Raw genomic sequence first — 22,317 nt, 5'->3', positions numbered from 1 at the left:
TTTCGGCCATCTTTACATTCATTTTGTGAAATTCAAGTCCCAGTGAATGCCAAATTGATCCTTGACCTTACCATACTTAGCTCCCCAAAAGGTATCTTGCAGCTCCATTAAGGATAATCCTTTTTCACACATAGCCTTATATATCTTCACTGGGAAAAGGTACTGGTGGCTTAGCTGCATTTTCTTCAGTTCCGCATCAAAAAAAATTAAAATCAAATTTTCGTAAAAACAAGCTTCACAAGTGAAACTTCCTTCATATATGCTTTTATTTCAGTTATCCCTTTCCGCTTCGGATAACGCATTTTCACAAGAACGACTTCGTCCCCCTTAATTTCTTTACCTCATTTGACGCACTTAGGATCTTCCCCGAACATTACAACGCCTCCAAACAGGCTTTCAATCTAATACGATTGACTTCAATGAAACATTGATCTACCAAACTATCACATATGTATTTAACATTTTCAAATTTAAATTAGTTATCCACTCTTTCCTTTAATCCGGCGCTCATGAAAGGGCAAATGAAAATGGGAGCAGCCGTTTCAAAATCTGACTGAATAGAAAAAAGCCTGCCGCTTACGTGACAGGCTTTTCTCACTATTTTATTTTTTATAATGGAAGGGGGGATTTCATTCCGCAATGCGTTAATAGGATTTCGACAATCCGCTTTGAAGCGAATCCATCTCCATATGGGTTGGAAGCTGTCGCCATTTTTTTATAGGTTTCTTCATTTGTAAGTAAGTCTGAGGCTAATTGGTAAATTCGTTCTTCCTCAATTCCTGCCAATAAAAGGGTACCAGCATCGATTCCTTCCGGACGTTCTGTTGTATCGCGTAACACAAGGACGGGAACGCCAAGTGAGGGAGCTTCTTCTTGCACCCCTCCGGAATCTGTCAATATTAGATGGGCGTGCGCCGCAAAATTATGAAAATCAAGCACTTCAAGCGGCTCTATTAAATGAAGCCTTTCCGTTTCACCAAAAATCCGGTAAGCAATTTCACGGACAACCGGGTTTTTATGAAGCGGGAAAACAACTTGGATATCCGTGTAATCTTCAAGCAGGCGTTTGACGGAACGGAATATTTCTTCCATTGGTTTTCCGATGTTTTCCCGTCTGTGCGCTGTCATCAATATCATACGATCTCCATTTAAACCAGATAGAATCGGATGTTCATAGTCTTTCCTTACTGTTGTTTTCAAAGCATCGATAGCCGTATTGCCAGTAATATGGATACAATCACTCTTTTTATTTTCCAAAAGTAGATTCTCTGCCGCCTGATTTGTTGGCGCAAAGTGCAAATCAGCCAAGACGCCTGTCAACTGCCTATTCATCTCTTCAGGATATGGAGAATACTTATTACCAGTCCGCAGACCAGCTTCAACGTGACCAATCTGTATCTTATTATAGAAAGCCGCCAAGCTTGCGATGAAAGTTGTCGTTGTATCCCCATGCACGAGGACGATATCCGGTTTTATTTCATTCATGAGTGAACTCAATTTTTCAAGCCCTCGAGTTGTAATTTCTTCTAATGTTTGTCTATCCTTCATCATATCCAAATCGTGATCTGGCTTAATTTGAAAACATTGCAAGACTTGGTCGAGCATTTCCCTATGCTGGGCGGTGACCACCACGATGGTTTCTATTTCTTCTGGATGCTTTTTCAGTTCCAAAACGACTGGTGCCATTTTGATAGCCTCTGGTCTTGTACCAAATACGGTCATGACCTTAATACGTTGTTTAGGCATGCTCATTTCCTCCCCTTCTGAATGTCTCTCCCATTATAACGGGAAGTTCATGGGAAATATAAAAACGATACAATTATTAACAGAATTTTTACAATATTAATGAGGACTTTATATTTCTTTAACCTTAAGTTAATATCTGGCATTTACAATATAAAGCAGGAAGTATAGCTAAGCAGAATAGAGGTGATAGGCGAATATGAAAAGCGTCCTGATGATCGTGCAAAACTTTTATCCGGAAATCGGAAGTGCGGGAAATAGAATGAAAAATATATATCTCCATTTGAAAAGAAACGGATTCGAGGTAACGGTCATCACATTGAAGCCGAGTTATCCTAATCAAAGTTTATATCAAGATACAAAGTTTTGGGATGAAGATAGCATTGAAGAAGATGTCATCAGGATTAAGCCGGACAAAGTGAAGAGGTATACAAGCAATATGGGGAAGCGGTTGCTTCATTATCTTGAAGCGATGTGGCTTTTCATTTATACAATCATCCGTCTCGAAAAAAAATATGATTATGTGTTTGCTACGACCCCGCCGATCTTCCCGACTTTGGCGGCGTTGATCGCCAAGAAAAAGATGAAGGCGAAACTCATTACCGATGTCAGGGATTTATGGCCGGAATCGTTGATAGGAGTAGGAGTATTTAATAATAAGTGGGTTTTGAAAGTCGCTTTCTTCCTGGAAAGGAAGCTATATCGGCATTCAGATTTTATTATCATCAATAGTCCTGGTTTCAGGGATTATATCGTTGCAAAGGGAGTCAAGGAAGAGGCCATACAATTCATCCCTAATTCGCTGACGGCGGATGAGCTGACGTTAAAGAATTTGCTTACACCCGTATCGGAAAAGGTAATCAAGGTCGTTTATGCGGGGAATATCGGACTGGCCCAGGACTTGAAAAAACTGATAGCCGTAGCTGAAAAGCTAAGGGAACATAAACAAATCGAGTTCTCGATGATTGGATATGGATATCGGATATCCGAAGTGGAGAAGGAGATAAGCTCTAGAGGGCTGACTAACATTAAGATGATTAATGCGATGAATCGAAGAGTGACTCTTCATGAAGTTTCAACATCCCATATTGCCTATGTGAGCTTGGTTGAAAAAGAAGTCTTCAATAAGGTCCTGCCTGGTAAAATCATCGATTATATGTGTGTCGGAAAACCTATTGTCGGTGATGTGGACGGCAGGGCGAAAAAGATGCTCTCTGAGGCGAAATGCGGGTTGGTGGCAGAGAGCAGAAATGTTGATGAAATCTGTCAGCATATACTGACAATGGCCGCAGATCCAGCCCTTCGTGAAGAACTGGGGGAAAACGGTCATCGGTATGCTAAACAACATTTTCAATGGTCTAAAAATATTAAAGGTCTCATCAACGTGATGGAAGCGTCAGGCTGAAAAATCCGGAAGTGGAGGACAACATGGCGAAGAAAGTATGTATGTTCGTGTGGAATCACTTTACGAACGATGCGAGGGTTCTAAGAGAATGCACAGCACTCACTGAAGCGGGTTATGAAGTCGATTTAATTGCCATTCATAACTGGAAAATCGAGGGTTTGGCCAAAAAGGAGAAACACCAAAATGGTTTCTCGGTCACTAGGGTGAATAACCGCTGGGAGGCGCTTCATAAAATTCTCAGGATCGTTGGCAAATTGAAGAAAAAGAAGTTTGAAATCGTTCTATTGGCCTTATTGGTCTGGAATACGTTGTGGAATTTGAACTTAATCAATGGCTGGATGGGATCGGGAATACTGTTCGGTTCATTTGCACTACTTGCGATGGGCACCCTGATCATCACTAAAACAAAGCTGCCGACACTGTTAACGAGGAGCTACATTTTTGGTCAAATGATCTATCATGGCCGGAAAAGGAAATATGATTTTTATCATTCAAATGACTTGAATACGCTCATGCAGGGAGCGATCAGCAGTAAATGGTTGAGAAGGAAAAAGCTGATTTATGACTCGCATGAAGTACAAACGAGCAGAACGGGATATAATAGCCGAATTTACGGGATGATGGAGAAATTCCTATTAATGTTCGTCGATGAAATGATTGCCGAAAACCATACGAGAGCTAAGTATAACGAAGACTTATATGGTCTGTATCCCAAGGTGGTCCATAACTACCCGATTCCAACCAATCCGGAGGAAAGTACGGCCGTGAATTTGCATGAGCTGCTCGATTTGCCAGAGAATGAACCGATATTGTTATACCAAGGCGGCGTTCAAATGGGAAGAGGGTTAGAGCAATTGGTTGATGCTGTACCGATGATCGAGGGCGGAACGGTGGTTTTTATCGGGGATGGAAGGATCAAGGATGAATTAATGAAAAAAGTAAGCGACATGAATCTGGAGCATCGTGTGAAGTTCCTGCCGAAGGTTCCGGTCGACGAGCTGCTCCATTATACCAAAAATGCGTATTTAGGTTTTCAGATATTGAATAATGTCTGCTTTAATCACTACTCCGCATCTTCAAATAAATTGTTTGAATATATGATGAGCGGTGTGCCTGTGGTTGCCTGCAGCTTTCCTGAAATTCAAAAGGTTGTCGATACGGAAAAAATCGGTGTGTGTGTCGATTCACATGATCCAAAATCAATTGCCGAAGGTGTCAATTACTTATTGAAGCATCCTGAAAAAAGGGCGGAAATGAGCCAAAACTGCCTGGAGGCGCGACAAAAATACAATTGGAAACAAGAGAAGGAAATCTTTATCGAAATCTATCAAACAGCCTAACAAATTTGAGTGTAGCAGAAAAATAGATAGGAGTGGTTTATATGAAACTTTGTACAATCGGACTTGGTTATATAGGACTTCCAACTTCTTTAATGTTTGCGAAACACGGTGTCGATGTCGTCGGCGTGGATATCCATCCTGAGATTATTTCCAATTTGAATAGCGGCAGGCTCCATATCGAAGAACCTGGATTGGAGGAGGTATTGCAAGAAGTGCTTACTTCCAATAAGTTCCGGGCTGCGTTAAGCCCGGAACATGCGGATGTTTTCATCATCGCGGTGCCTACTCCAAATAAAAAGGACATGCATCAATCCTGTGATTTAACACATGTCATGGATGCAACCTCAAACATTCTTCCTTTTATCAAAAAAGGGAATGTCATCATTATCGAATCGACGATAGCGCCAAGAAGCATGGATGATCATATTAAACCGATGATCGAGAGGACGGGCCTTACCATCGGAAAAGACATTTTCCTCGTCCATTGTCCGGAACGCGTTTTACCTGGAAGGATTCTTGAAGAGTTGGTTCATAATAACCGTATCGTCGGGGGCATCACGGAAACATGCTCATATAAAGGAAGTCTTGTTTACAAAACCTTCGTTCAAGGGGAGATCATTCAGACGGATGCGAAAACGGCTGAAATGTCCAAACTGATGGAAAACACCTTCAGGGATGTCAATATCGCCCTTGCGAATGAGCTGACGAAAATCTGTTTCGAGCTGGACATCAATGTTTTGGATGTCATATCGATGGCAAACAAACACCCTCGTGTCAATATTCACCAACCAGGACCAGGAGTTGGCGGCCATTGTTTAGCGGTTGATCCGTATTTCGTCGTTGCAAAGGCACCAGAGTATGCGAGAATCATTAAATTGGCCCGTGATACCAACGTATCGATGCCTTATTACATCGTTAATTCCGTAAGGATGATGCTGGAGGGGATCCGGAAGCCAAAAGTAGCTGTTTTCGGTCTTGCTTACAAAGGAAATGTAGATGATATTCGTGAAAGTCCCGCCATTGATGTCGTCAATATCTTGATGGGGATGGAAAACGTGGATGTAGCCTTGCATGACCCGCATGTCCAATCTGGAAAGATGCCAGTCGTATCAGTGGAAGACGCTGTAAATGATGCCGACTTGATACTTATCCTGACTGACCATGATGAATTTAAACAGATGGATTATGATAAGCTATCGAATCTCATGAACAATAAATTGATTCTGGATACACGCAATTGCATTGATGCAACTAAAACAGATGTCCCGGTGGCAAACTTGGGCAATATATATCAATACAAAACAGTGTCCATGAAAAAAGCCAGGAATAAAGCGATCATCTAAAAACTTGGACAACATTGATAATGGAATAACGATTAAGGGGGCGCTGACTATCACAGCGCCCTTTTTCCAATCAAGAAAATGACCATGCAAGGGCTTGGTCCATTCAGACCGTGGAAACGATCCAGTTGGTTTCAGAAATCCGCTTCCTTTCCACCAAGCCTCCTCGCCGCAAGTTCTAGCAGGGATCTCGGCTAGCCAGTTATTCGAACGTATATGAGGTATATCGGGCTAATGGGATATTATTCACCGTAGACGCGATTTTTAGCCCTATTATTCGACCGCAGATGGTAGACGCCATATTTCGCCTTCCATGGCACTTAATAAAGTAAACCATAATCATGGTTCGGGAAGAAACATTTCTTGTCGACAAACTGAAAGGACCAAGCAAGAGCTTGGTCCTTTTTTGTACAATTTATTAAGCTGTAGGTCCGCCAAGTTCTTCGATTTCACTTGGAACGCTTTTGAATTTCTTGAAGTTTGCACGGAATTGTGCGGCAAGGTCTGTTGCTGCTTCTTTATAAGCGGCAGGATCTGCCCATGTCTTGATTGGTTGAAGGACTTCATCAGGAACACCAGGAACATGAAGCGGGATATCCAAACCGAAGATATCATCTTTGATCGTTTCGATGTTCGCTAATTCACCTTCAAGTGCCGCTTGTACCATTGCACGAGTGTAAGCAAGTTTCATACGGCTTCCAGTTCCGTATGCACCGCCAGTCCATCCTGTGTTGACAAGGTATACCTTTGCATTGTGCTCGTCAATTTTATCACCAAGCATCTCGGCATAACGTGTAGCTGGAAGCGGTAAGAATGGTGAGCCGAAGCAAGTGGAGAATGTAGCTTCCGGTGAAGTTACGCCTCTTTCAGTACCAGCCAATTTACTAGTGTATCCGCTTAGGAAGTGGAACATTGCCTGTTCTTTGGAAAGCTTGCTGATTGGAGGCAGAACGCCTGAAGCATCAGCTGTTAAGAAAATGATTGTATTTGGGTGTCCTGCAATACTTGGGTTCACGATGTTATCGATCGCTTGCATTTGGTAAGCGGCACGAGTGTTTTCAGTCAATGAACTGTCATCATAGTTCGCTTCACGCGTATCCGGATCAACAACAACATTTTCCAATACAGCACCAAAACGGATCGCATCGAAAATTTGTGGTTCTTTTTCACGTGAAAGGTTGATCGTTTTCGCATAGCAGCCGCCTTCGATGTTGAATACGCCGTTAGAAGACCAGCCATGCTCGTCATCACCAATCAGTTTACGGCTAGTGTCTGCTGATAAAGTTGTTTTGCCTGTACCGGACAGTCCGAAGAATAAAGCGACGTCCCCTTCACGTCCTACGTTAGCAGAGCAATGCATTGGAAGGATTCCAGCCTCTGGAAGTAAGTAGTTCATGATCGAGAAGATCGATTTTTTCATTTCTCCTGCATATTCCGTTCCGCCGATCAAAATGGTACGGCGTTCAAATGAAACGATGATGAAAGTTTCGGATGTAGTTCCGTCCACTTCTGGGTCCGCTTTGAAGTTAGGTGCAGAAAGGATCGTGAATTCAGCTTCGTGACCTCTCAGTTCCTCTTCGTTTGGACGGATGAACAAAGTATGGGCGAAAAGGTTATGCCAAGCATATTCATTAACAACACGGATGGGAAGACGTGATGTTTCGTCTGCACCAGCGAAACCTTTAAAAACAAAAATCTCTTCTTTTGCTTTTAGGTAGTCAACTACTTTATTATATAGTTTATTGAACACATCTTCGGAAATCGGCTGGTTCACGGGACCCCAATCGATTTTATCTTTAACTGATGCTTCTTCCACGATAAACTTATCTTTAGGTGAACGACCAGTATATTTGCCAGTTTCAGCTTTAACCGCGCCGGTTGATGTTAAAACGCCTTCATTTCTGCTTAGTACTTTTTCGACCAATTGAGGAACTGATAGTTGAGTTTGCACATTGTTTCCTGTTAATAATTGGTGTAACTCATTAGAAACATCTACAGAATTCATATATGAGGTACCTTCCTTTGTTTGAGTTTTTAGATTACAATTAGTATAACACATTCATTTAATTAGTCTATACTATTTCTTTTAATTTGTGATTATTTTCAGCTGGCCGCATTAATCATTTTAATCCGGTAGGAACCGAGTCAGGATTATCGCATATACTTTCATGAAGAAAAATTTATTTAAATAGGAAGTAAGTAAGCAATATATGTCTAATGGGAAAGTCAGGATGTCATTCCTTTTCGATGCTCAATACTTTATTATTAATGGCAATTTACAACATTTCTATTCGTATTTTGCATTGTAAACCCCGTTAGGACGTTGTATCAACATGATTTTTCAAATGAACGCCATTCTGGGTGGAAATGTTCTTTTTAGAAAAGCATTGACAAATTCCAGCCAGATACGATAATATCTTAAATTGTACGGATTCTCTTATCCCGAGTTGGTGGAGGGACAGGCCCTTTGAAACCCAGCAACCTGCCATATTGAACTTGACTCCAAGACCGATCGCCGAAAATAAAGCGAAGGTCTTCAAGGAATAGTGGTGATGGTGCTAACCTGAGCAAGGTAAAAAACCCTTGAACGATAAGAGTGAAAGGATAGAAGACAGAATTTTAAACCTTTCCTCATTTGCCAGGGAAGGTTTTTGTGTTTTTTATAAGTAATTCTGTGTCTATAGTCGAAACTAATGAGGGAAACGAGTTCCGTAAAAAATCAGGCTTATGCCTACAACATACTAACTTCCAAGGAGGAAATATGATGTCAAAGAAACGTCTATTTACTTCTGAATCTGTTACAGAGGGCCATCCGGACAAAATTTGTGATCAGATTTCAGATTCCATTTTAGATGCTATCCTAGCTAAGGATGCAAATGCACGTGTTGCGTGTGAAACTAGTGTAACTACAGGTCTTGTGCTTGTTGCTGGTGAAATTACAACTTCAGCTTACGTGGACATTCCGCGTATCGTTCGTGATACGGTTAAAGGAATTGGCTACACACGTGCGAAATACGGTTTCGATGCTGAAACTTGTGCCGTGTTGAGTTCCATCGATGAGCAGTCTGCCGATATCGCAGCTGGTGTCGATAAAGCATTGGAAGCTCGTGAAGGAAACATGTCAGAGGAAGAAATCGATGCAATCGGTGCAGGGGACCAAGGTCTAATGTTCGGATTTGCTTGTAATGAAACAGAAGAGCTTATGCCGCTTCCGATTTCATTGGCGCATAAACTTTCATTCCGCTTGTCTCAAGTTCGTAAAGATGAAACTCTTGCTTACCTACGCCCTGATGGTAAAACACAGGTAACTGTGGAATATGATGAGAATAACCGTCCTGTACGTGTAGATACGATCGTCATCTCTACACAGCATGATGCAGAAATTACGCTTGAACAAATTCAAGCCGATCTAAAAGAACATGTGATCAAAGCTGTTGTTCCAGCCGAGTTGATCGATGCAGATACTAAGTATTTCATCAACCCGACTGGCCGTTTCGTAATTGGCGGACCTCAAGGGGATGCTGGTCTTACTGGACGTAAAATCATCGTTGATACTTACGGCGGATACGCTCGTCACGGCGGCGGTGCATTCTCTGGTAAGGATGCTACTAAAGTTGACCGTTCTGCTGCATACGCTGCTCGTTACGTTGCGAAAAACATCGTGGCAGCCGGCCTTGCCGACAAAGCGGAAGTTCAATTGGCATACGCGATTGGTGTGGCAGAGCCTGTATCGATCTCCATTGATACGTTCGGAACTGGTACAGTTAGCGAAGAAGTCCTTGTTGACCTAGTTCGCGCTAACTTCGACCTTCGTCCAGCTGGTATCATCAAAATGCTTGACCTTCGTCGCCCAATCTACAAACAAACGGCTGCCTACGGACACTTCGGCCGTACAGATGTCGATCTTCCATGGGAACGCACGGACAAAGCAGAAACATTAAAAGCACAAGCGTAATTCATATAAAAAAGGTGTCCCGCAATTAGCGGGGCACCTTTTTTTATGGATTAATTTTGCCGTCTATCGGGAATAATTCAAGAAATCCCAAAGAAATTCAACTTAAGGGCCATACTCGTGAGTTAGAACAGTTTACTCGAGAGTTAGGAGCGAATACTCGTAACTTTCAGTCAATTACTCGTGCATTACTTTATTCGTTCCTCCGTTTTATAGTATTGCCCTTTTTCGGCGTATTCGCGTACGATGCGCTCCATATCCTGACGATCTTCTTCGTTGATTTCGCGGATGACTTTAGCTGGACGTCCGAATGCCAACATGTTCGGTGGAATGACTTTACCTTGGGGAACGAGACTGCCGGCACCGATGAAAGCCCCTTCGCCGATTTCGGCTTCATCAAGTACGATCGATCCCATGCCGATTAAAGCTCCTTTGCGGATTTTACAGCTATGTAAAATGACCTGATGGCCAATGGTTACTTCATCCTCGATGATCAATGGATTATTGGGGCTTTGGTGCAGGACGCTGTTATCCTGTATACTGACTTTTTTTCCGATGATGGTTGGGGATACATCACCGCGAATGACGGAATTGAACCAGATTGATGTTTCGTCGCCGATTTTGACATCACCTGTGACGACAGCATTTTCAGCGATATAAGCGCTTTCAGCAATTTCAGGTTCTTTGCCTTTATACGGATAAATAATCATTTTCAATCATTTCCTTTCCGAAGTGAATGTTTTTATGTATTATTTTAATATACCGTATGCAAATACACTTGGCTATTTATAATAGCAATGTACAACTTGTTAGATTTCTTTTTTGTCGAAAATCATGAATATGGTTATAATTTATATATATTATTTCAACTATCATGGATCGTACACAACAAGTGAAAAGTGAAAGGGGGATTTCGAATGTGGAAATGGGAGACAGAAGGAGACGCAAAGGGCGTCATTGTCATCGTTCATGGGGCAATGGAACATCACGGACGTTATAAGTGGGTAACACAAATGTGGCTTTCAGCTGGATACCATGTCGTCATGGGCGACCTTCCTGGGCAGGGGATGACTACTCGCGCCTACAGGGGACATATCGATTCCTTTGATGAGTATTTGGACGAAGTGAAAAGCTGGATAGAAGAGGCTTACGAATATTCGTTGCCGGTCTTTTTACTTGGACACAGCATGGGCGGTTTGATTTCGATACGCCTTCTTCAGGAAGAGGAATGGGACATTGCAGGGGTGATTCTTTCTTCTCCTTGCTTGGGCCTCGTGACGAAGCCGCGGAAGTTCCTTACAACGCTCTCGCATGGATTGAACATCGTTATGCCTAAGTTCAGGGTACATTCCGGATTGACCCCTGAAATGGCGACGAGAAGTGCGGAAATTCGTGAATCCGATAGAAACGATACATTATATATCACAAAGGTTTCAGTTCGCTGGTATCGCGAGCTTGCACAGGCTATGAAGGATGCTTTTGAAGAGATTCCTGAATTTCAGGATGTGCCGCTTTTGGTCATGCAGGGCGGAGATGACCGAATCGTCAACAAGAAGGCGGTTCGTGAGTGGTTTAATTATAACATGGCCAGTGAAAAGCAATATAAGGAATGGCCGAAGCTTTATCATGAAATCTTCAATGAACCAGAGCGTGATGATGTATTTCAATATGCGCTGAGTTTTGTTGAAAACCGTTTAAAGATATTAGGGTATGTCGTTTGATCAGTACATCCTTCAGGATAAATAAAAAACTGCCGAAGTTAAATCTTCGGCAGTTTTCTTTGGATCAGCCTGCGTTTTTAAGCAATTCGTTCGACTTGATGACCGGTGCCCAGAAAGTAACCGGGTACATAAATTGCTTCAAATGTGTAAGTTCCTTTTTATTGGATAATGCAGTGGATAGGAGATAAATGGATTTGAAGGTCAAGTCATTGGCGAATAGGTCCAAAAGCGTCGCTTTCATATTCATGATCGCTTCATGGTTTTGGGTGGAAATCATTAAATCGAGCTGTGGCAGGAACTTATCAAAATGATGATCGAATTGTTTGAGGTCCTCGATGGTTTTTTGTTCTTCTGTCAACGAGTTGAGCGAGCTGACAAAATCCCCGTATTGCTCACTTGAATCCCTTTTGATTTTTTCAGTCAATATATCCGTCAGTAATGAAGTAGGCAAATGTTCCATTTTCTGCACCCTCTTATCTATTTTCCATCATTATAATCATTATAGACGAAAAATTCAAAAAGTTATGATTGGTAATTCTGCTGCCTGCGAGTTGGGATTGAAAAAACACCGTTCATATCGAACGGTGTCAATAGTCATCATCTCTTTTCAATCGCGACAATGAATGGCGGATTGTTTGCTTGGTTGATGAACCCGTATTTCAGGATATGTGCTTTCTGTTGAGGGAAGTTCTCTACATAATCCATCAATGCATCCCGTTCTGCCGATCCCCCTGGATGACCATGGTAAATGACGAGGATGATGATGCCTTCAGGCGCCAGAAGTTCAAACAGCTGTTCAATGGCTGATATCGTCGTCTCGGCTTGGGTGATGATTGATTTGTCTCCGCCAGGTAGGTAGCCCAGGTTGAAGATGGCACCTGTGATCTTTCCGGAATGTTCTTTCCGGATATATTTGCTTAAATGTTCATGCCCATCGTGAATGAGGGTGCAGCGCTCTTGTAAATTCTCGGCGTTCAGTTTCGCTGTTGTGGTTTCGATCGCTTCTTTCTGAATATCAAAACTATACACATGTCCGTCTACACCTGTAAGTCCTGCAAGAAAGACTGTATCAAAGCCGTTGCCCATCGTGCCATCTATGGTTATATCCCCGGGATGGACCGCTTTTTCGAGCAGAATCCTGGCGAATGGCAAAATTCGATCTAGCTTCATGATTGTACCTCCGTGTGATGGTTTTTCCCCTGCCAGCTGTTACGGCGTTTCAATTCGGCGTCAATGGCATTCAAGACGTCCCATTTATTGACGCTCCACATTGGACCGATCATCAAATCGATCGGACCGTCACCCGTAATGCGGTGAACGATCATTTCTGGAGGGATTATTTCCAGCTGGTCACATACCAGGCTGACATAATCGTCACGGTCAAGAAACTCGAGCAGGCCTTTTTCATATTGTTTGACCATCGGTGTCCCTTTTAATAGATGAAGTAAATGGATCTTTATCCCCTGTACATCGAGTTTGGCGACTGCACGGGCTGTTTCCATCATCATGCCGTAATCTTCCTGAGGAAGGCCATTGATGATATGGGAGCAGACGCGGATGCCGTGTTTGCGCAGTTTATCGACGCCTTCTTTGTAGCAATCGAAGTCATGGGCGCGGTTGATCATTGTCGCGGTCTTTTCATGGACCGTCTGGAGACCCAGCTCCACCCAAAGGTAAGTGCGTTCGTTCAATTCCGCTAAATACTCGACTACATCATCTGGAAGGCAATCCGGTCGTGTCGCGATGGAGAGTCCGACGACACCTTCCTGGGTCAATACACTTTCATATTTCTCGCGAAGCTCTGCCACGGGTGCATGCGTATTCGTGAATGCTTGGAAATAGGCCATATATTTTCCATCTTTCCATTTATGGTGCATCCGTTCGCTGATTTTCTTTAACTGGACGTCAAGGGGTTCAACCCTGCTGCCCGCAAAGTCACCAGAGCCTGAGGCACTGCAGAAAGTACAGCCGCCATGTGCGACGGTGCCATCACGGTTCGGACAGTCAAAACCGCCATCCAGGGCAACTTTAAAGACCTTATGTCCAAAATGTTCTCTCAGGTGGTAATTCCATGTATGATATCGTTTGTTATCCGTTGCATATATAAACGGGTTTGCTTGATTCAAATCAGCAACCTCCTAAATAAAATAAAGCGCAACATATATTATACAACATTCTCGCAGCTAGGTCTTTTTTTGAAAAATAAGCGTATACTGTATACTTGAAGGCTAAATATTTTGCTGCTATTTCCAGTTTATCTTTGAATGACTATATCCAATCGGGAGCTGATGGACATGACCGGTCAAGTTGAAGAAGCGATCAAACAAATGAAAAAGAAATTAGCCGAAAATAATCAGGTGATCGAAGTAAATGAAGATGGGTTCACATACAAAGCCACTTGCACCTTCAATTCACCTGCTTCGGATGAACAAATTCATTCCTTTGAAAAGAAAACCGGACTGCTTCTGCCTGAGGATTATAAGGAGTTTTTAAAAATAACCAATGGATGCCGTCTGTTCGATAATGTGGAATCGGGCGGGGAAAACGATTTATACAGCTTGGATGATATTATTAATTACACATATGAAAATTCCTACGAGGGATGCTATAAAGTGGCCTGCATTTATCAAGATAATATTGTGATCGATGGGGAAGCCGTCGCCAAAGGCGATAAGGAGTATTTAATGGTAAAAGGCCATATCGATGATTTTGAAGAAGGCGAGAAGCTCCATATGGGCTTTGCCGAATGGATCGAGCAGTTCATATCCCATCAAGGTGAGAAGTTTTGGGATAAAGGTTGATTGCCCAAAAAAAAATGATAATCCTCCCGTTATTTGCTCAAACTAGAAAAGATGATTCCGAATCATCCAAATGAGACGCGAAGGAGAGGGTTTGAAATGGCAACCAGACAATCCGTCGATCATTTTTTAGAGCAATGTGAAGGGGCTCTCCATTTTGCAGAGTTTGAATTTAACGAGGCCTCACGGCAGGAGCATTATGATGATGAGCAATTTCAAAATTCGCAAAAGTATATCGAAGAGGCTTTGACGGATATGGAACGATTGTATGCCAGTTCGAATGACCAGCAACGGGAAATGCTTTCGCGGATGAAGCAGCAGTTGAACCAATTGAGGAATGAAATGATTTTACTGCGACATTAGATGGAAGCAGGGGAGCTATGAATGAATAGCTCCCTTTTTTGCACGAATTTCCCTGAATTCGCATATATAATGAAAAACCTGTCGATAATGTTTATGTACGGCTATTGCAATTATCGGTAAAATTGACTAGAATGAAATAAAATCAATATTCTCATAAAGACTATGATGAGGAATAGTAGCGGTTTAAACCAGTAAAGAGAGTTGACGGGTGGTGCAAGTCAACCTGGGATGGTCGTGAACTCGCCTTGGAGTCCCGGGTGTGAATTAATAAGTAATGCCTGGCGTTTTAATCCATGTTACGGATGTTTTAAGCTGGGCGGATTTTAGCTATCGCCAATGTGGGTGGTACCGCGGGAAGATATACATAATCCTCTCGTCCCTATTTTGGGATGAGGGGTTTTTTATTGTTTTTTATACGGAAATTAGGAGGAAATCATATGAGTTTTGACCATAGAAGCATAGAAACGAAATGGCAAAAGTATTGGGAAGGCAATAAGACATTCAAAACGGGTGAAGAAAGCGGCAAACGCAAATTCTACGCGCTGGATATGTTCCCATATCCTTCAGGGGCGGGTCTTCATGTGGGTCACCCGGAAGGTTATACGGCAAGCGACATCCTGGCACGGATGAAACGGGCACAGGGGTATAATGTATTGCATCCGATCGGCTGGGACGCTTTTGGACTTCCGGCAGAGCAATATGCGATCGATACGGGAAATGATCCAGCTGAATTCACGGAGCACAATATCAACACGTTCCGCCGCCAAATCAAAGCCCTTGGTTTTTCTTATGACTGGGATCGTGAAATAAACACGACAGATCCCGACTATTACAAATGGACTCAATGGATCTTCTTGAAATTATATGAAAAGGGCCTTGCTTATATTGATGAAGTGGCCGTTAACTGGTGTCCGGCACTTGGCACGGTATTGGCGAATGAAGAAGTCATCGATGGGAAAAGTGAGCGTGGAGGCCATCCTGTTGAGCGCCGCCCAATGAAACAGTGGATGCTTCGCATCACGGCGTATGCTGACCGTTTAATTGACGACTTGAATGATGTGGATTGGCCGGAAAACATCAAGGATATGCAGCGTAACTGGATTGGCCGTTCCGAGGGAGCGGAGGTTACATTCAATATCGATGGCTTTGATGAAACATTCACGGTGTTCACGACTCGCCCGGATACGTTATTCGGTGCAACATATGCCGTATTGGCACCTGAACATCAGTTTGTCGATAAAATTACCACGGATGATCAAAGGGCGGCAGTTGAAGCCTATTTAGATGAAGTGAAACATAAAAGCGACTTGGAAAGAACGGACTTGGCAAAGGATAAATCAGGCGTGTTCACGGGGGCTTATGCCATTAACCCGGTAAACGGCGAAAAAATGCCGATCTGGATTGCCGATTACGTGCTGATCAGCTACGGAACAGGAGCAATCATGGCCGTTCCTGCCCATGATGAGCGTGATTATGAATTTGCAGTCAAGTTCGACTTGCCGATCAAGGAAGTCGTAGCTGGCGGAGACGTGACAAGTGAAGCATATACAGGCGATGGACTTCATGTGAATTCGGAATTCCTTGATGGGTTGAATAAGGAAGAAGCCATTTCGACAATGATCAAATGGCTCGAAGAAAAAGAAATCGGCACGAAGAAAATAACATACCGCCTTCGCGACTGGTTATTCAGCCGTCAGCGTTACTGGGGTGAACCGATTCCAATCATCCATTGGGAAGACGGCACGATGTCTCCAGTGAAGGAAGAAGAACTTCCATTGATTTTACCGAAAACTACGGACATCAAGCCTTCGGGTACAGGCGAATCACCACTTGCGAACATAGCGGAATGGGTGAATGTAACGGATGAAAACGGACGAAAAGGACGTCGTGAGACGAACACTATGCCACAGTGGGCAGGCAGCAGCTGGTACTTCCTTCGTTATATCGATCCGGATAACAAAGAAGCACTTGCAGATCCTGAAAAATTAAAAGAATGGATGCCGGTCGACATTTATATTGGCGGCGCCGAGCATGCGGTGCTTCACTTGCTTTATGCTCGCTTCTGGCATAAATTCCTGTACGATATCGGTGTCGTGCCAACGAAGGAACCGTTCCAGAACCTATTTAACCAAGGAATGATCCTTGGTGAGAATAATGAAAAAATGAGTAAATCCAAAGGGAACGTCGTGAACCCGGATGATATCGTGGAAAGCCATGGTGCGGATACACTTCGCATGTACGAAATGTTCATGGGGCCATTGGATGCTTCGATTGCCTGGTCCACAAACGGATTGGACGGTTCTCGCAGATTCCTTGACCGTATCTGGCGTTTATTAGTCAACGATGACGGTACGATCACAGATAAGATGACAGAGACGGATGACACGGGCAAGCTCGAAAAAGTCTATCATCAAACGGTTAAAAAAGTGACCGAGAACTATGAGGAATTGAAATTCAATACGGCGATTTCACAATTGATGGTATTCATTAATGATGCTTATAAAGCGGATTCGCTTCCTAAGGTGTATATCGAAGGCTTCGTAAAGCTGCTTGCACCAGTTGCACCGCACATCGCCGAGGAGCTTTGGTCTAAACTGGGCCATTCCGAGAGCATCACGTACGGAACATGGCCGGCTTTCGACGAAGCGAAGTTGGTGGATAACGAAGTCGAAATCGTCATCCAAATCAACGGGAAAGTCAAAGCGAAATTAATGGTGCCGACTGACACTACGAGAGAAAAACTGGAAGAAATCGCAATGGGTGATGACTCCATCAAAGAACAAATCGATGGGAAAACCATTCGTAAAGTGATTGCCGTACCAGGCAAATTAGTCAATATCGTCGCAAACTAAATAAAAATCATTGAAGCTGTCCCGCATATTTTTACTGCTGGGACAGCTTTTTTTCGTGGCAGTGGCTGACCATAGGAATTAGGTCATGTTAGGATTCTCACCGATTTAAATCTATTAACGATCAATCTGCCAATTGGACATCTACTATCGTCATGAGAGGACAATCGGAACGCAAATATCTTGCTTAATTGGTACATGAGAATCATTTTTCAGCTCTATGGCCAAATAAATCAAGCATTTGACATAAAAAAGGGAAAAAATTGGTTGATAAAATTTTACAGTGTGATAGTTTGGTATAGTACTGTTATTTTTTAACCAAATATTGGAGGGGAAACCGTGAAATTTAAGAATGTGAGTCGAATTACAGCGTGTGCACTAATTTTTGCACTGATTTTCAGCTTGATGGTTCCACTGAATTCTCAAGCTGCAGCTGTAACACCCATTGAAAATGTAAAAACGATTAAAAATGGTGACACTCTGGACGGAAAGTTTGAAAAACCGGATGTTCAATGGTACCAAATCAGTCCCACAACAGAAGAAGTACAAAAGTTCTCCCATATTGAGTTCGAAGTCAATTCGGACAAAATCTTGAATATCTCCGTATATCAAGATAAAGAAAAAGCAGAAAAAGATGAGAGCAATTATTTGGTCTCTTCTAAGCCGGATGAAAAAGCTGTTATCGATTTCCCATATGCTTGGGAAGGCACGTATTATGTTAAAGTTGAATATTTCGGCGATACGGATGATGAGGGAAATCCCATCCCGGATGCGGAAAATGTAGCTGAATACTCCATCAATGCGCATTCAGTGACATTGCCGCCATCTTCTGGGGACGAAGGAGAGGACCTCGAATCATGCCCGGTTGAACTAAGTGTCAACGATAAGAAAACGGGAGAATCGATGTTGAAAACACTCCGTGTGTTTAGAGATGAAGTTCTCACGAAGTCGCCTGAGGGACGCACTCTTTCTTCTTTATACTATAAGGCTTCACCATTCCTGGCCATTCATCTTGCTGGTAATAAAACGGCAAGGGAAGCCGTTTATAAACACTTAGTCGAGATTAAGCCGCTCATCGACGATCTTAATGAAAATGGAGCAAGCAGTACGGCAGTCATTAGCAACAAGCAGCAAGAAGCGATTAAAGCTTTATTCAACAAGGCGGCAGGCGTCGCTCCAGCTGGATTGAAAAAGGATATGAACGGCATTGCAAAGAAAATCAATCTTGATAAGCTTGCAGGCGAGAGAATCGTCGATATCGCAAGCAAAGCGGGAATCGAACTTCCGGCTTCGAAAAATGTAAAGAACAAATATATCGTCAAACTTAAACCTGGGAAGTCATTAAGCGCTGTCCAATCCAAGGTAAGCGGAAAGGGATATGGAACATTATCGGTACCTAAGCAACAAGAGGTTCTGTATGATGGTATGTATGTTGTAGAGTTAAAGAATCAAGCTGAAATGAGCACAGCAGCTCTATCAAGTATTGAAAACCTTCCAGAAGTGGAATATATCGAAGCGGTAAAAACGTACAAAGCACTTTCTGCCGACATTCAATCACCGTATCAATGGTCTTTAGATAACGCCGGTGGGGAAGAAGGCATAAAGGGAGCGGACATCGATAACGAAAAACTGCAGAACCTTATTAAGAAACGTAATTTAAAAGATACATTGGTAGCGGTTATCGACACAGGTGTCGATGATTCACTGGCGGATTTGAAAGATACGGTCCGCATGGACTTAGGCAAGAATTTCATTGATAAGAAAGTAGATGCAGTCGATGACAATGGCCATGGTACACATGTATCCGGAATCATCGCTGCCAAAGCCGATAATGGATATTCCATGCAAGGAATCAATCCAGCAGCTAAAATCATGCCTGTAAAGGTCTTGGATTCTTCAGGATCTGGAGACATGGAGAAAGTTGCACTAGGCATTAAGTATGCCGTGGACCATGGTGCAAAGGTCATAAACCTTAGCCTGGGCGGAGGATATAGCAGGACAATTGAATATGCCTTGAAACATGCCGCTGCCAAGAATGTAATGGTTGTCGTAGCAAGCGGTAATGATGGGACGGAAGGTCTTTCTTATCCTGCATCATCAAAATATGCCATTTCCGTCGGTGCAACCAATGCCCTTGATTTAGTTTCCGATTATTCCAATTATGGATCGAAGTTGGACATGGTCGCTCCAGGGACAGGCATCCCGAGCCTTGTACCTAATGGGAATGTTACCTACATGGATGGTACTTCAATGGCAGCTCCGCATGTTGCGGCAGCTACAGCCTTGTTATTATCCGGAAATCCTGGGTTGAAAGTGAATGAAGTAAGGGAAATCCTTCATGGGACATCGGAATATGTCGCTTTTGAAGAAGAAGATAATGCAGTTCCTGATGAGGACTATCTACCTGAAGATGGCGAAATCATAATCCCGGAAGAAGAACTGCCTGTCGGAAAAGATTTAGTCTCTGGATATGGAAGGCTGAATGCGTACAGTGCACTTAGTACAGTGGATTTACAAGCTAAAGTCAATCCTGTGATGGATACGCAAACAAAACTGACTGGTTCAGCTAAAAAAGGTTCAGTAATCGAAGTGAAAAGCGGAAACAAAACGCTCGGTAAAGGAACGGCGGCAGCCAACGGAACGTTCACCGTCACTATTCCGGTCCAAAAAGCTGAGCAGCTGCTTACTGTGAAGATCTCTGATTCTTCCAAACTAGCAGTATCTTCAATCAAAGTATACGTGAATAAGGGTGAAACCCCTAACAAGCCAACTGTCAAAGCTTTAAGTGACAAAGATACGTATGTAACGGGTCAATCGCAAGCGGACATGAAAATCACGATCAAAAATAGCGCAAAAAAAGTGATTGGTTCAGGTAACACGGACAGCAAAGGGAATTTCAAAGTGAAAATCAGCAAGCAAAAGGCTGGAACTAAGCTTTTAGTAACGGCTACAGACTTAGCAAAACGTGAAAGCAAGGCGGCAACCGTGACTGTTCTCGATAAAACAGCCCCGGATGCACCGAAAGTGAATGAAGTAAGCGATAAAGCAACAAAAGTAACAGGTAAAGCCGAAATCGGTTCAACCGTTACCGTGAAGCACAGCAATAAAGACATCGGAACGGCAAAAGCTGATAGTAAGGGGAACTTCTCCATCAAAATCAGCAAGAAAAAAGCAGGTTCCGCATTATACGTCTCAGCAAAAGACAAAGCGGGCAATACAGGGAAAGCAGCAAAAGTAACCGTTAAAGATAAAACGGCTCCAGGAGCACCAAAGGTGAATGAAGTAAACGATAAAGCAACAAAAGTAACAGGTAAAGCCGAAATCGGTTCAACCGTTACCGTGAAGCACAGCAATAAAAACATCGGAACGGCAAAAGCTGATAGTAAGGGGAACTTCTCCATTAAAATCAGCAAGAAAAAAGCAGGTTCCGCATTATACGTCTCAGCAAAAGACAAAGCCGGCAATACAGGAAAAGCAGCAAAAGTAACCGTTAAAAAATCTAATTAGTAACAGGTGAAGGCCGTTTAACTACATGTTAAACGGCCTTTTATTGTGAGAAGCCCATTAGCTGTGTAGATGCCAGTTTCCCTGCCCCGACTGCCGATTTGTTGTGGCTTAAGATAAGATGATAAGCATGAGATGATCTTAATTAAAATCGATGAGAATTCCGACATTTTTTGTGCGACTATTTTTGACTTGCCAATGTCATTTTTTAGTAACATAAGTCTTGATTTATAAAAAACTACTATAAGGAAAAGCAGTATAATTATATTTTTTTTACAAAATAGTCCTTTTTTATCATAGAAATATTGGTAGCATAGGTATAAAGTATTATCGTTGACCTGGGAAATAAATATTCAAGAGGAAATAAAATGAAAAAAGTAAGAGTAATGGCATTAGGAACTATTTTAGCTTGCTCAATTGGTTAGGAACGCTTTCAGTTGAAGCAGGACATGACAATTCGGGATATCATTTACGATTAAGAAAGAGTAGGCTAACTCGTACACAGGTACAGAGTATCGCCAAACGACTACGGAACGGAATGCATGGAAATTTAGAATGTATAAATCAACAGAAGGAACTAATGCTTTAACTACTTGATAATGGAGGAATCGTCTTTGACTCTAAATAAAAGAATGGCTCTTTTAGCTTACTCGTATTAGTAGGCGGATTTCTTATATATGAATTGTACTTTGTTTCATCATCTGATAGTAAAGGTACCAGAAATGCAGAAAATAATACTGCTTCCTATAAGGTGTTACAATCACAAAAAATCATTGTCGGTAAAGATATCGATCCAGGCTATTATGATATTAAAGCCCTCGATAATGAAGCGGAATTTTTTGGTGACAAAATGCATAAAAATGATGTTTTTCATGCGGTGCCTTTTCATATGAATGGTAATATCCCGCTTAAAGGGAAAATTGAATTCAGGCCATCTAAATTTGAAAAAGCAGCGAAAATTGGTCAAAAAATCATCCTTAAAGAACCTGGTCATTATGTGGTCGGTACAGAAATACAAGCAGGGAATTATGTACTATCAAGGACATCCGATAACATCCGAGTGTTCGTTGATATAAAAGATGAAACGGAAACCGAAAGTTTGCAAACGATTCAATGGGAAATCGACGAAAAAGTGAAAAAACCAATCGAAATCGAACTGAAAAAAGGCTATAACGTGTATATCGATAAAGCGGGAAAAGATGGATATATATCAAATAAGGGTGATCTGGTATTGGAGAGAAATGATGAGGATAGTGAGTAATATAAGGGGATTAATATTGAATTACTTCCGAAATGATAAGG

General features: G+C 42.4%; 16 protein-coding genes, 1 pseudogene, 1 riboswitch and 1 other annotated feature. Of the genes and pseudogenes, 10 read left to right on the top strand and 7 right to left on the bottom strand.

Features of this window, described 5'->3' with window-relative positions; all coding sequences use genetic code 11:
• Nucleotides 1–18: 18 nt before the first annotated feature.
• Both ACIQYG_RS18220 and wecB read right to left on the bottom strand, forming a co-directional pair.
• A pseudogene (locus ACIQYG_RS18220) lies at nucleotides 19–120 on the bottom strand (VOC family protein); the annotation flags it as partial.
• Nucleotides 121–609: 489 nt separating this feature from the next.
• Nucleotides 610–1,746, bottom strand: coding sequence for a non-hydrolyzing UDP-N-acetylglucosamine 2-epimerase (gene wecB, locus ACIQYG_RS18215; RefSeq protein WP_402840648.1), 1,137 nt, complete (start codon nucleotides 1,744–1,746; stop codon nucleotides 610–612).
• Nucleotides 1,747–1,942: 196 nt separating this feature from the next.
• Here wecB and ACIQYG_RS18210 point away from each other — a divergent pair, with 196 nt between their 5' ends.
• From ACIQYG_RS18210 to ACIQYG_RS18200, 3 genes are read left to right on the top strand one after another with little or no spacing between them, the layout of a single operon-like run.
• Nucleotides 1,943–3,148 (top strand): glycosyltransferase family 4 protein, encoded by a 1,206-nt coding sequence (locus tag ACIQYG_RS18210; protein WP_402840646.1) that lies wholly within the window; start codon nucleotides 1,943–1,945, stop codon nucleotides 3,146–3,148.
• A 23-nt stretch (nucleotides 3,149–3,171) separates the two neighbouring features.
• A complete protein-coding gene (locus tag ACIQYG_RS18205; RefSeq protein WP_402840644.1) occupies nucleotides 3,172–4,488 on the top strand; it encodes a glycosyltransferase in 1,317 nt (438 codons plus the stop codon).
• A gap of 41 nt (nucleotides 4,489–4,529) precedes the next feature.
• A complete protein-coding gene (locus tag ACIQYG_RS18200; protein WP_402840641.1) occupies nucleotides 4,530–5,831 on the top strand; it encodes a nucleotide sugar dehydrogenase in 1,302 nt (433 codons plus the stop codon).
• Between the two features lie 415 nt (nucleotides 5,832–6,246).
• Here ACIQYG_RS18200 and pckA read toward each other — a convergent pair whose 3' ends face one another.
• Nucleotides 6,247–7,833: a phosphoenolpyruvate carboxykinase (ATP) gene (pckA, locus tag ACIQYG_RS18195; protein ID WP_402840638.1), complete on the bottom strand. Its 1,587-nt coding sequence runs from the start codon at nucleotides 7,831–7,833 to the stop codon at nucleotides 6,247–6,249.
• A gap of 429 nt (nucleotides 7,834–8,262) precedes the next feature.
• A riboswitch (SAM riboswitch) is annotated at nucleotides 8,263–8,425 on the top strand.
• 164 nt (nucleotides 8,426–8,589) lie between these two features.
• Between pckA and metK the strand changes: the two genes are divergently transcribed.
• Nucleotides 8,590–9,783, top strand: coding sequence for a methionine adenosyltransferase (gene metK / locus ACIQYG_RS18190; protein ID WP_402840636.1), 1,194 nt, complete (start codon nucleotides 8,590–8,592; stop codon nucleotides 9,781–9,783).
• Nucleotides 9,784–9,968: 185 nt separating this feature from the next.
• On the opposite strand, the gene ACIQYG_RS18185 is transcribed toward metK, so the two are convergent.
• Nucleotides 9,969–10,487, bottom strand: coding sequence for a gamma carbonic anhydrase (locus ACIQYG_RS18185; RefSeq protein WP_402840717.1), 519 nt, complete (start codon nucleotides 10,485–10,487; stop codon nucleotides 9,969–9,971).
• 210 nt (nucleotides 10,488–10,697) lie between these two features.
• Between ACIQYG_RS18185 and ACIQYG_RS18180 the strand changes: the two genes are divergently transcribed.
• Entirely contained in the window at nucleotides 10,698–11,501 is an 804-nt protein-coding gene (locus tag ACIQYG_RS18180) for an alpha/beta hydrolase (RefSeq protein WP_402840633.1), read from the top strand.
• Nucleotides 11,502–11,565: 64 nt separating this feature from the next.
• On the opposite strand, the gene ACIQYG_RS18175 is transcribed toward ACIQYG_RS18180, so the two are convergent.
• The 3 genes from ACIQYG_RS18175 to mnmL all read right to left on the bottom strand — a co-directional run bounded on the left by ACIQYG_RS18175 (nucleotide 11,566) and on the right by mnmL (nucleotide 13,627).
• Nucleotides 11,566–11,961, bottom strand: a complete 396-nt coding sequence (locus ACIQYG_RS18175; RefSeq protein ID WP_402840630.1) for a hypothetical protein — start codon at nucleotides 11,959–11,961, stop codon at nucleotides 11,566–11,568.
• A gap of 137 nt (nucleotides 11,962–12,098) precedes the next feature.
• The gene (mnmM, locus tag ACIQYG_RS18170; protein ID WP_402840627.1) at nucleotides 12,099–12,671 is read right to left on the bottom strand and encodes a tRNA 5-(aminomethyl)-2-thiouridylate-methyltransferase MnmM; all 573 of its coding nucleotides are present in this window, start codon (nucleotides 12,669–12,671) and stop codon (nucleotides 12,099–12,101) included.
• Complete coding sequence (gene mnmL, locus ACIQYG_RS18165; protein WP_402840625.1) at nucleotides 12,668–13,627, bottom strand: tRNA modification radical SAM protein MnmL/YtqA; 960 nt, start codon at nucleotides 13,625–13,627, stop codon at nucleotides 12,668–12,670. The genes mnmM and mnmL overlap by 4 nt, the downstream gene beginning before the upstream one ends.
• A 168-nt stretch (nucleotides 13,628–13,795) precedes the next feature.
• On the opposite strand from mnmL, the gene ACIQYG_RS18160 reads away from it, so the two are divergent.
• The 5 genes from ACIQYG_RS18160 to ACIQYG_RS18135 all read left to right on the top strand — a co-directional run bounded on the left by ACIQYG_RS18160 (nucleotide 13,796) and on the right by ACIQYG_RS18135 (nucleotide 22,276).
• Entirely contained in the window at nucleotides 13,796–14,302 is a 507-nt protein-coding gene (locus ACIQYG_RS18160; protein ID WP_052137365.1) for an SMI1/KNR4 family protein, read from the top strand.
• A gap of 96 nt (nucleotides 14,303–14,398) precedes the next feature.
• Complete coding sequence (locus ACIQYG_RS18155) at nucleotides 14,399–14,662, top strand: DUF2524 family protein (protein WP_402840622.1); 264 nt, start codon at nucleotides 14,399–14,401, stop codon at nucleotides 14,660–14,662.
• Between the two features lie 153 nt (nucleotides 14,663–14,815).
• Nucleotides 14,816–15,046 (top strand) — a binding site (T-box leader).
• A 53-nt stretch (nucleotides 15,047–15,099) separates the two neighbouring features.
• Nucleotides 15,100–17,514 (top strand): leucine--tRNA ligase, encoded by a 2,415-nt coding sequence (leuS, locus tag ACIQYG_RS18150; RefSeq protein ID WP_402840619.1) that lies wholly within the window; start codon nucleotides 15,100–15,102, stop codon nucleotides 17,512–17,514.
• Nucleotides 17,515–17,850: 336 nt separating this feature from the next.
• Nucleotides 17,851–21,018: a S8 family peptidase gene (locus ACIQYG_RS18145; protein ID WP_402840617.1), complete on the top strand. Its 3,168-nt coding sequence runs from the start codon at nucleotides 17,851–17,853 to the stop codon at nucleotides 21,016–21,018.
• A gap of 679 nt (nucleotides 21,019–21,697) precedes the next feature.
• Nucleotides 21,698–22,276, top strand: a complete 579-nt coding sequence (locus ACIQYG_RS18135) for a hypothetical protein (RefSeq protein ID WP_402840615.1) — start codon at nucleotides 21,698–21,700, stop codon at nucleotides 22,274–22,276.
• Nucleotides 22,277–22,317: the final 41 nt, after the last annotated feature.

This window comes from Peribacillus sp. NPDC096622 (assembly GCF_044762665.1).
Lineage (GTDB): Bacteria > Bacillota > Bacilli > Bacillales > DSM-1321 > Peribacillus > Peribacillus frigoritolerans_B.
Note: the sequence above shows the minus strand (reverse complement) of the source record. Positions and strands in the feature narration are given on the sequence as shown.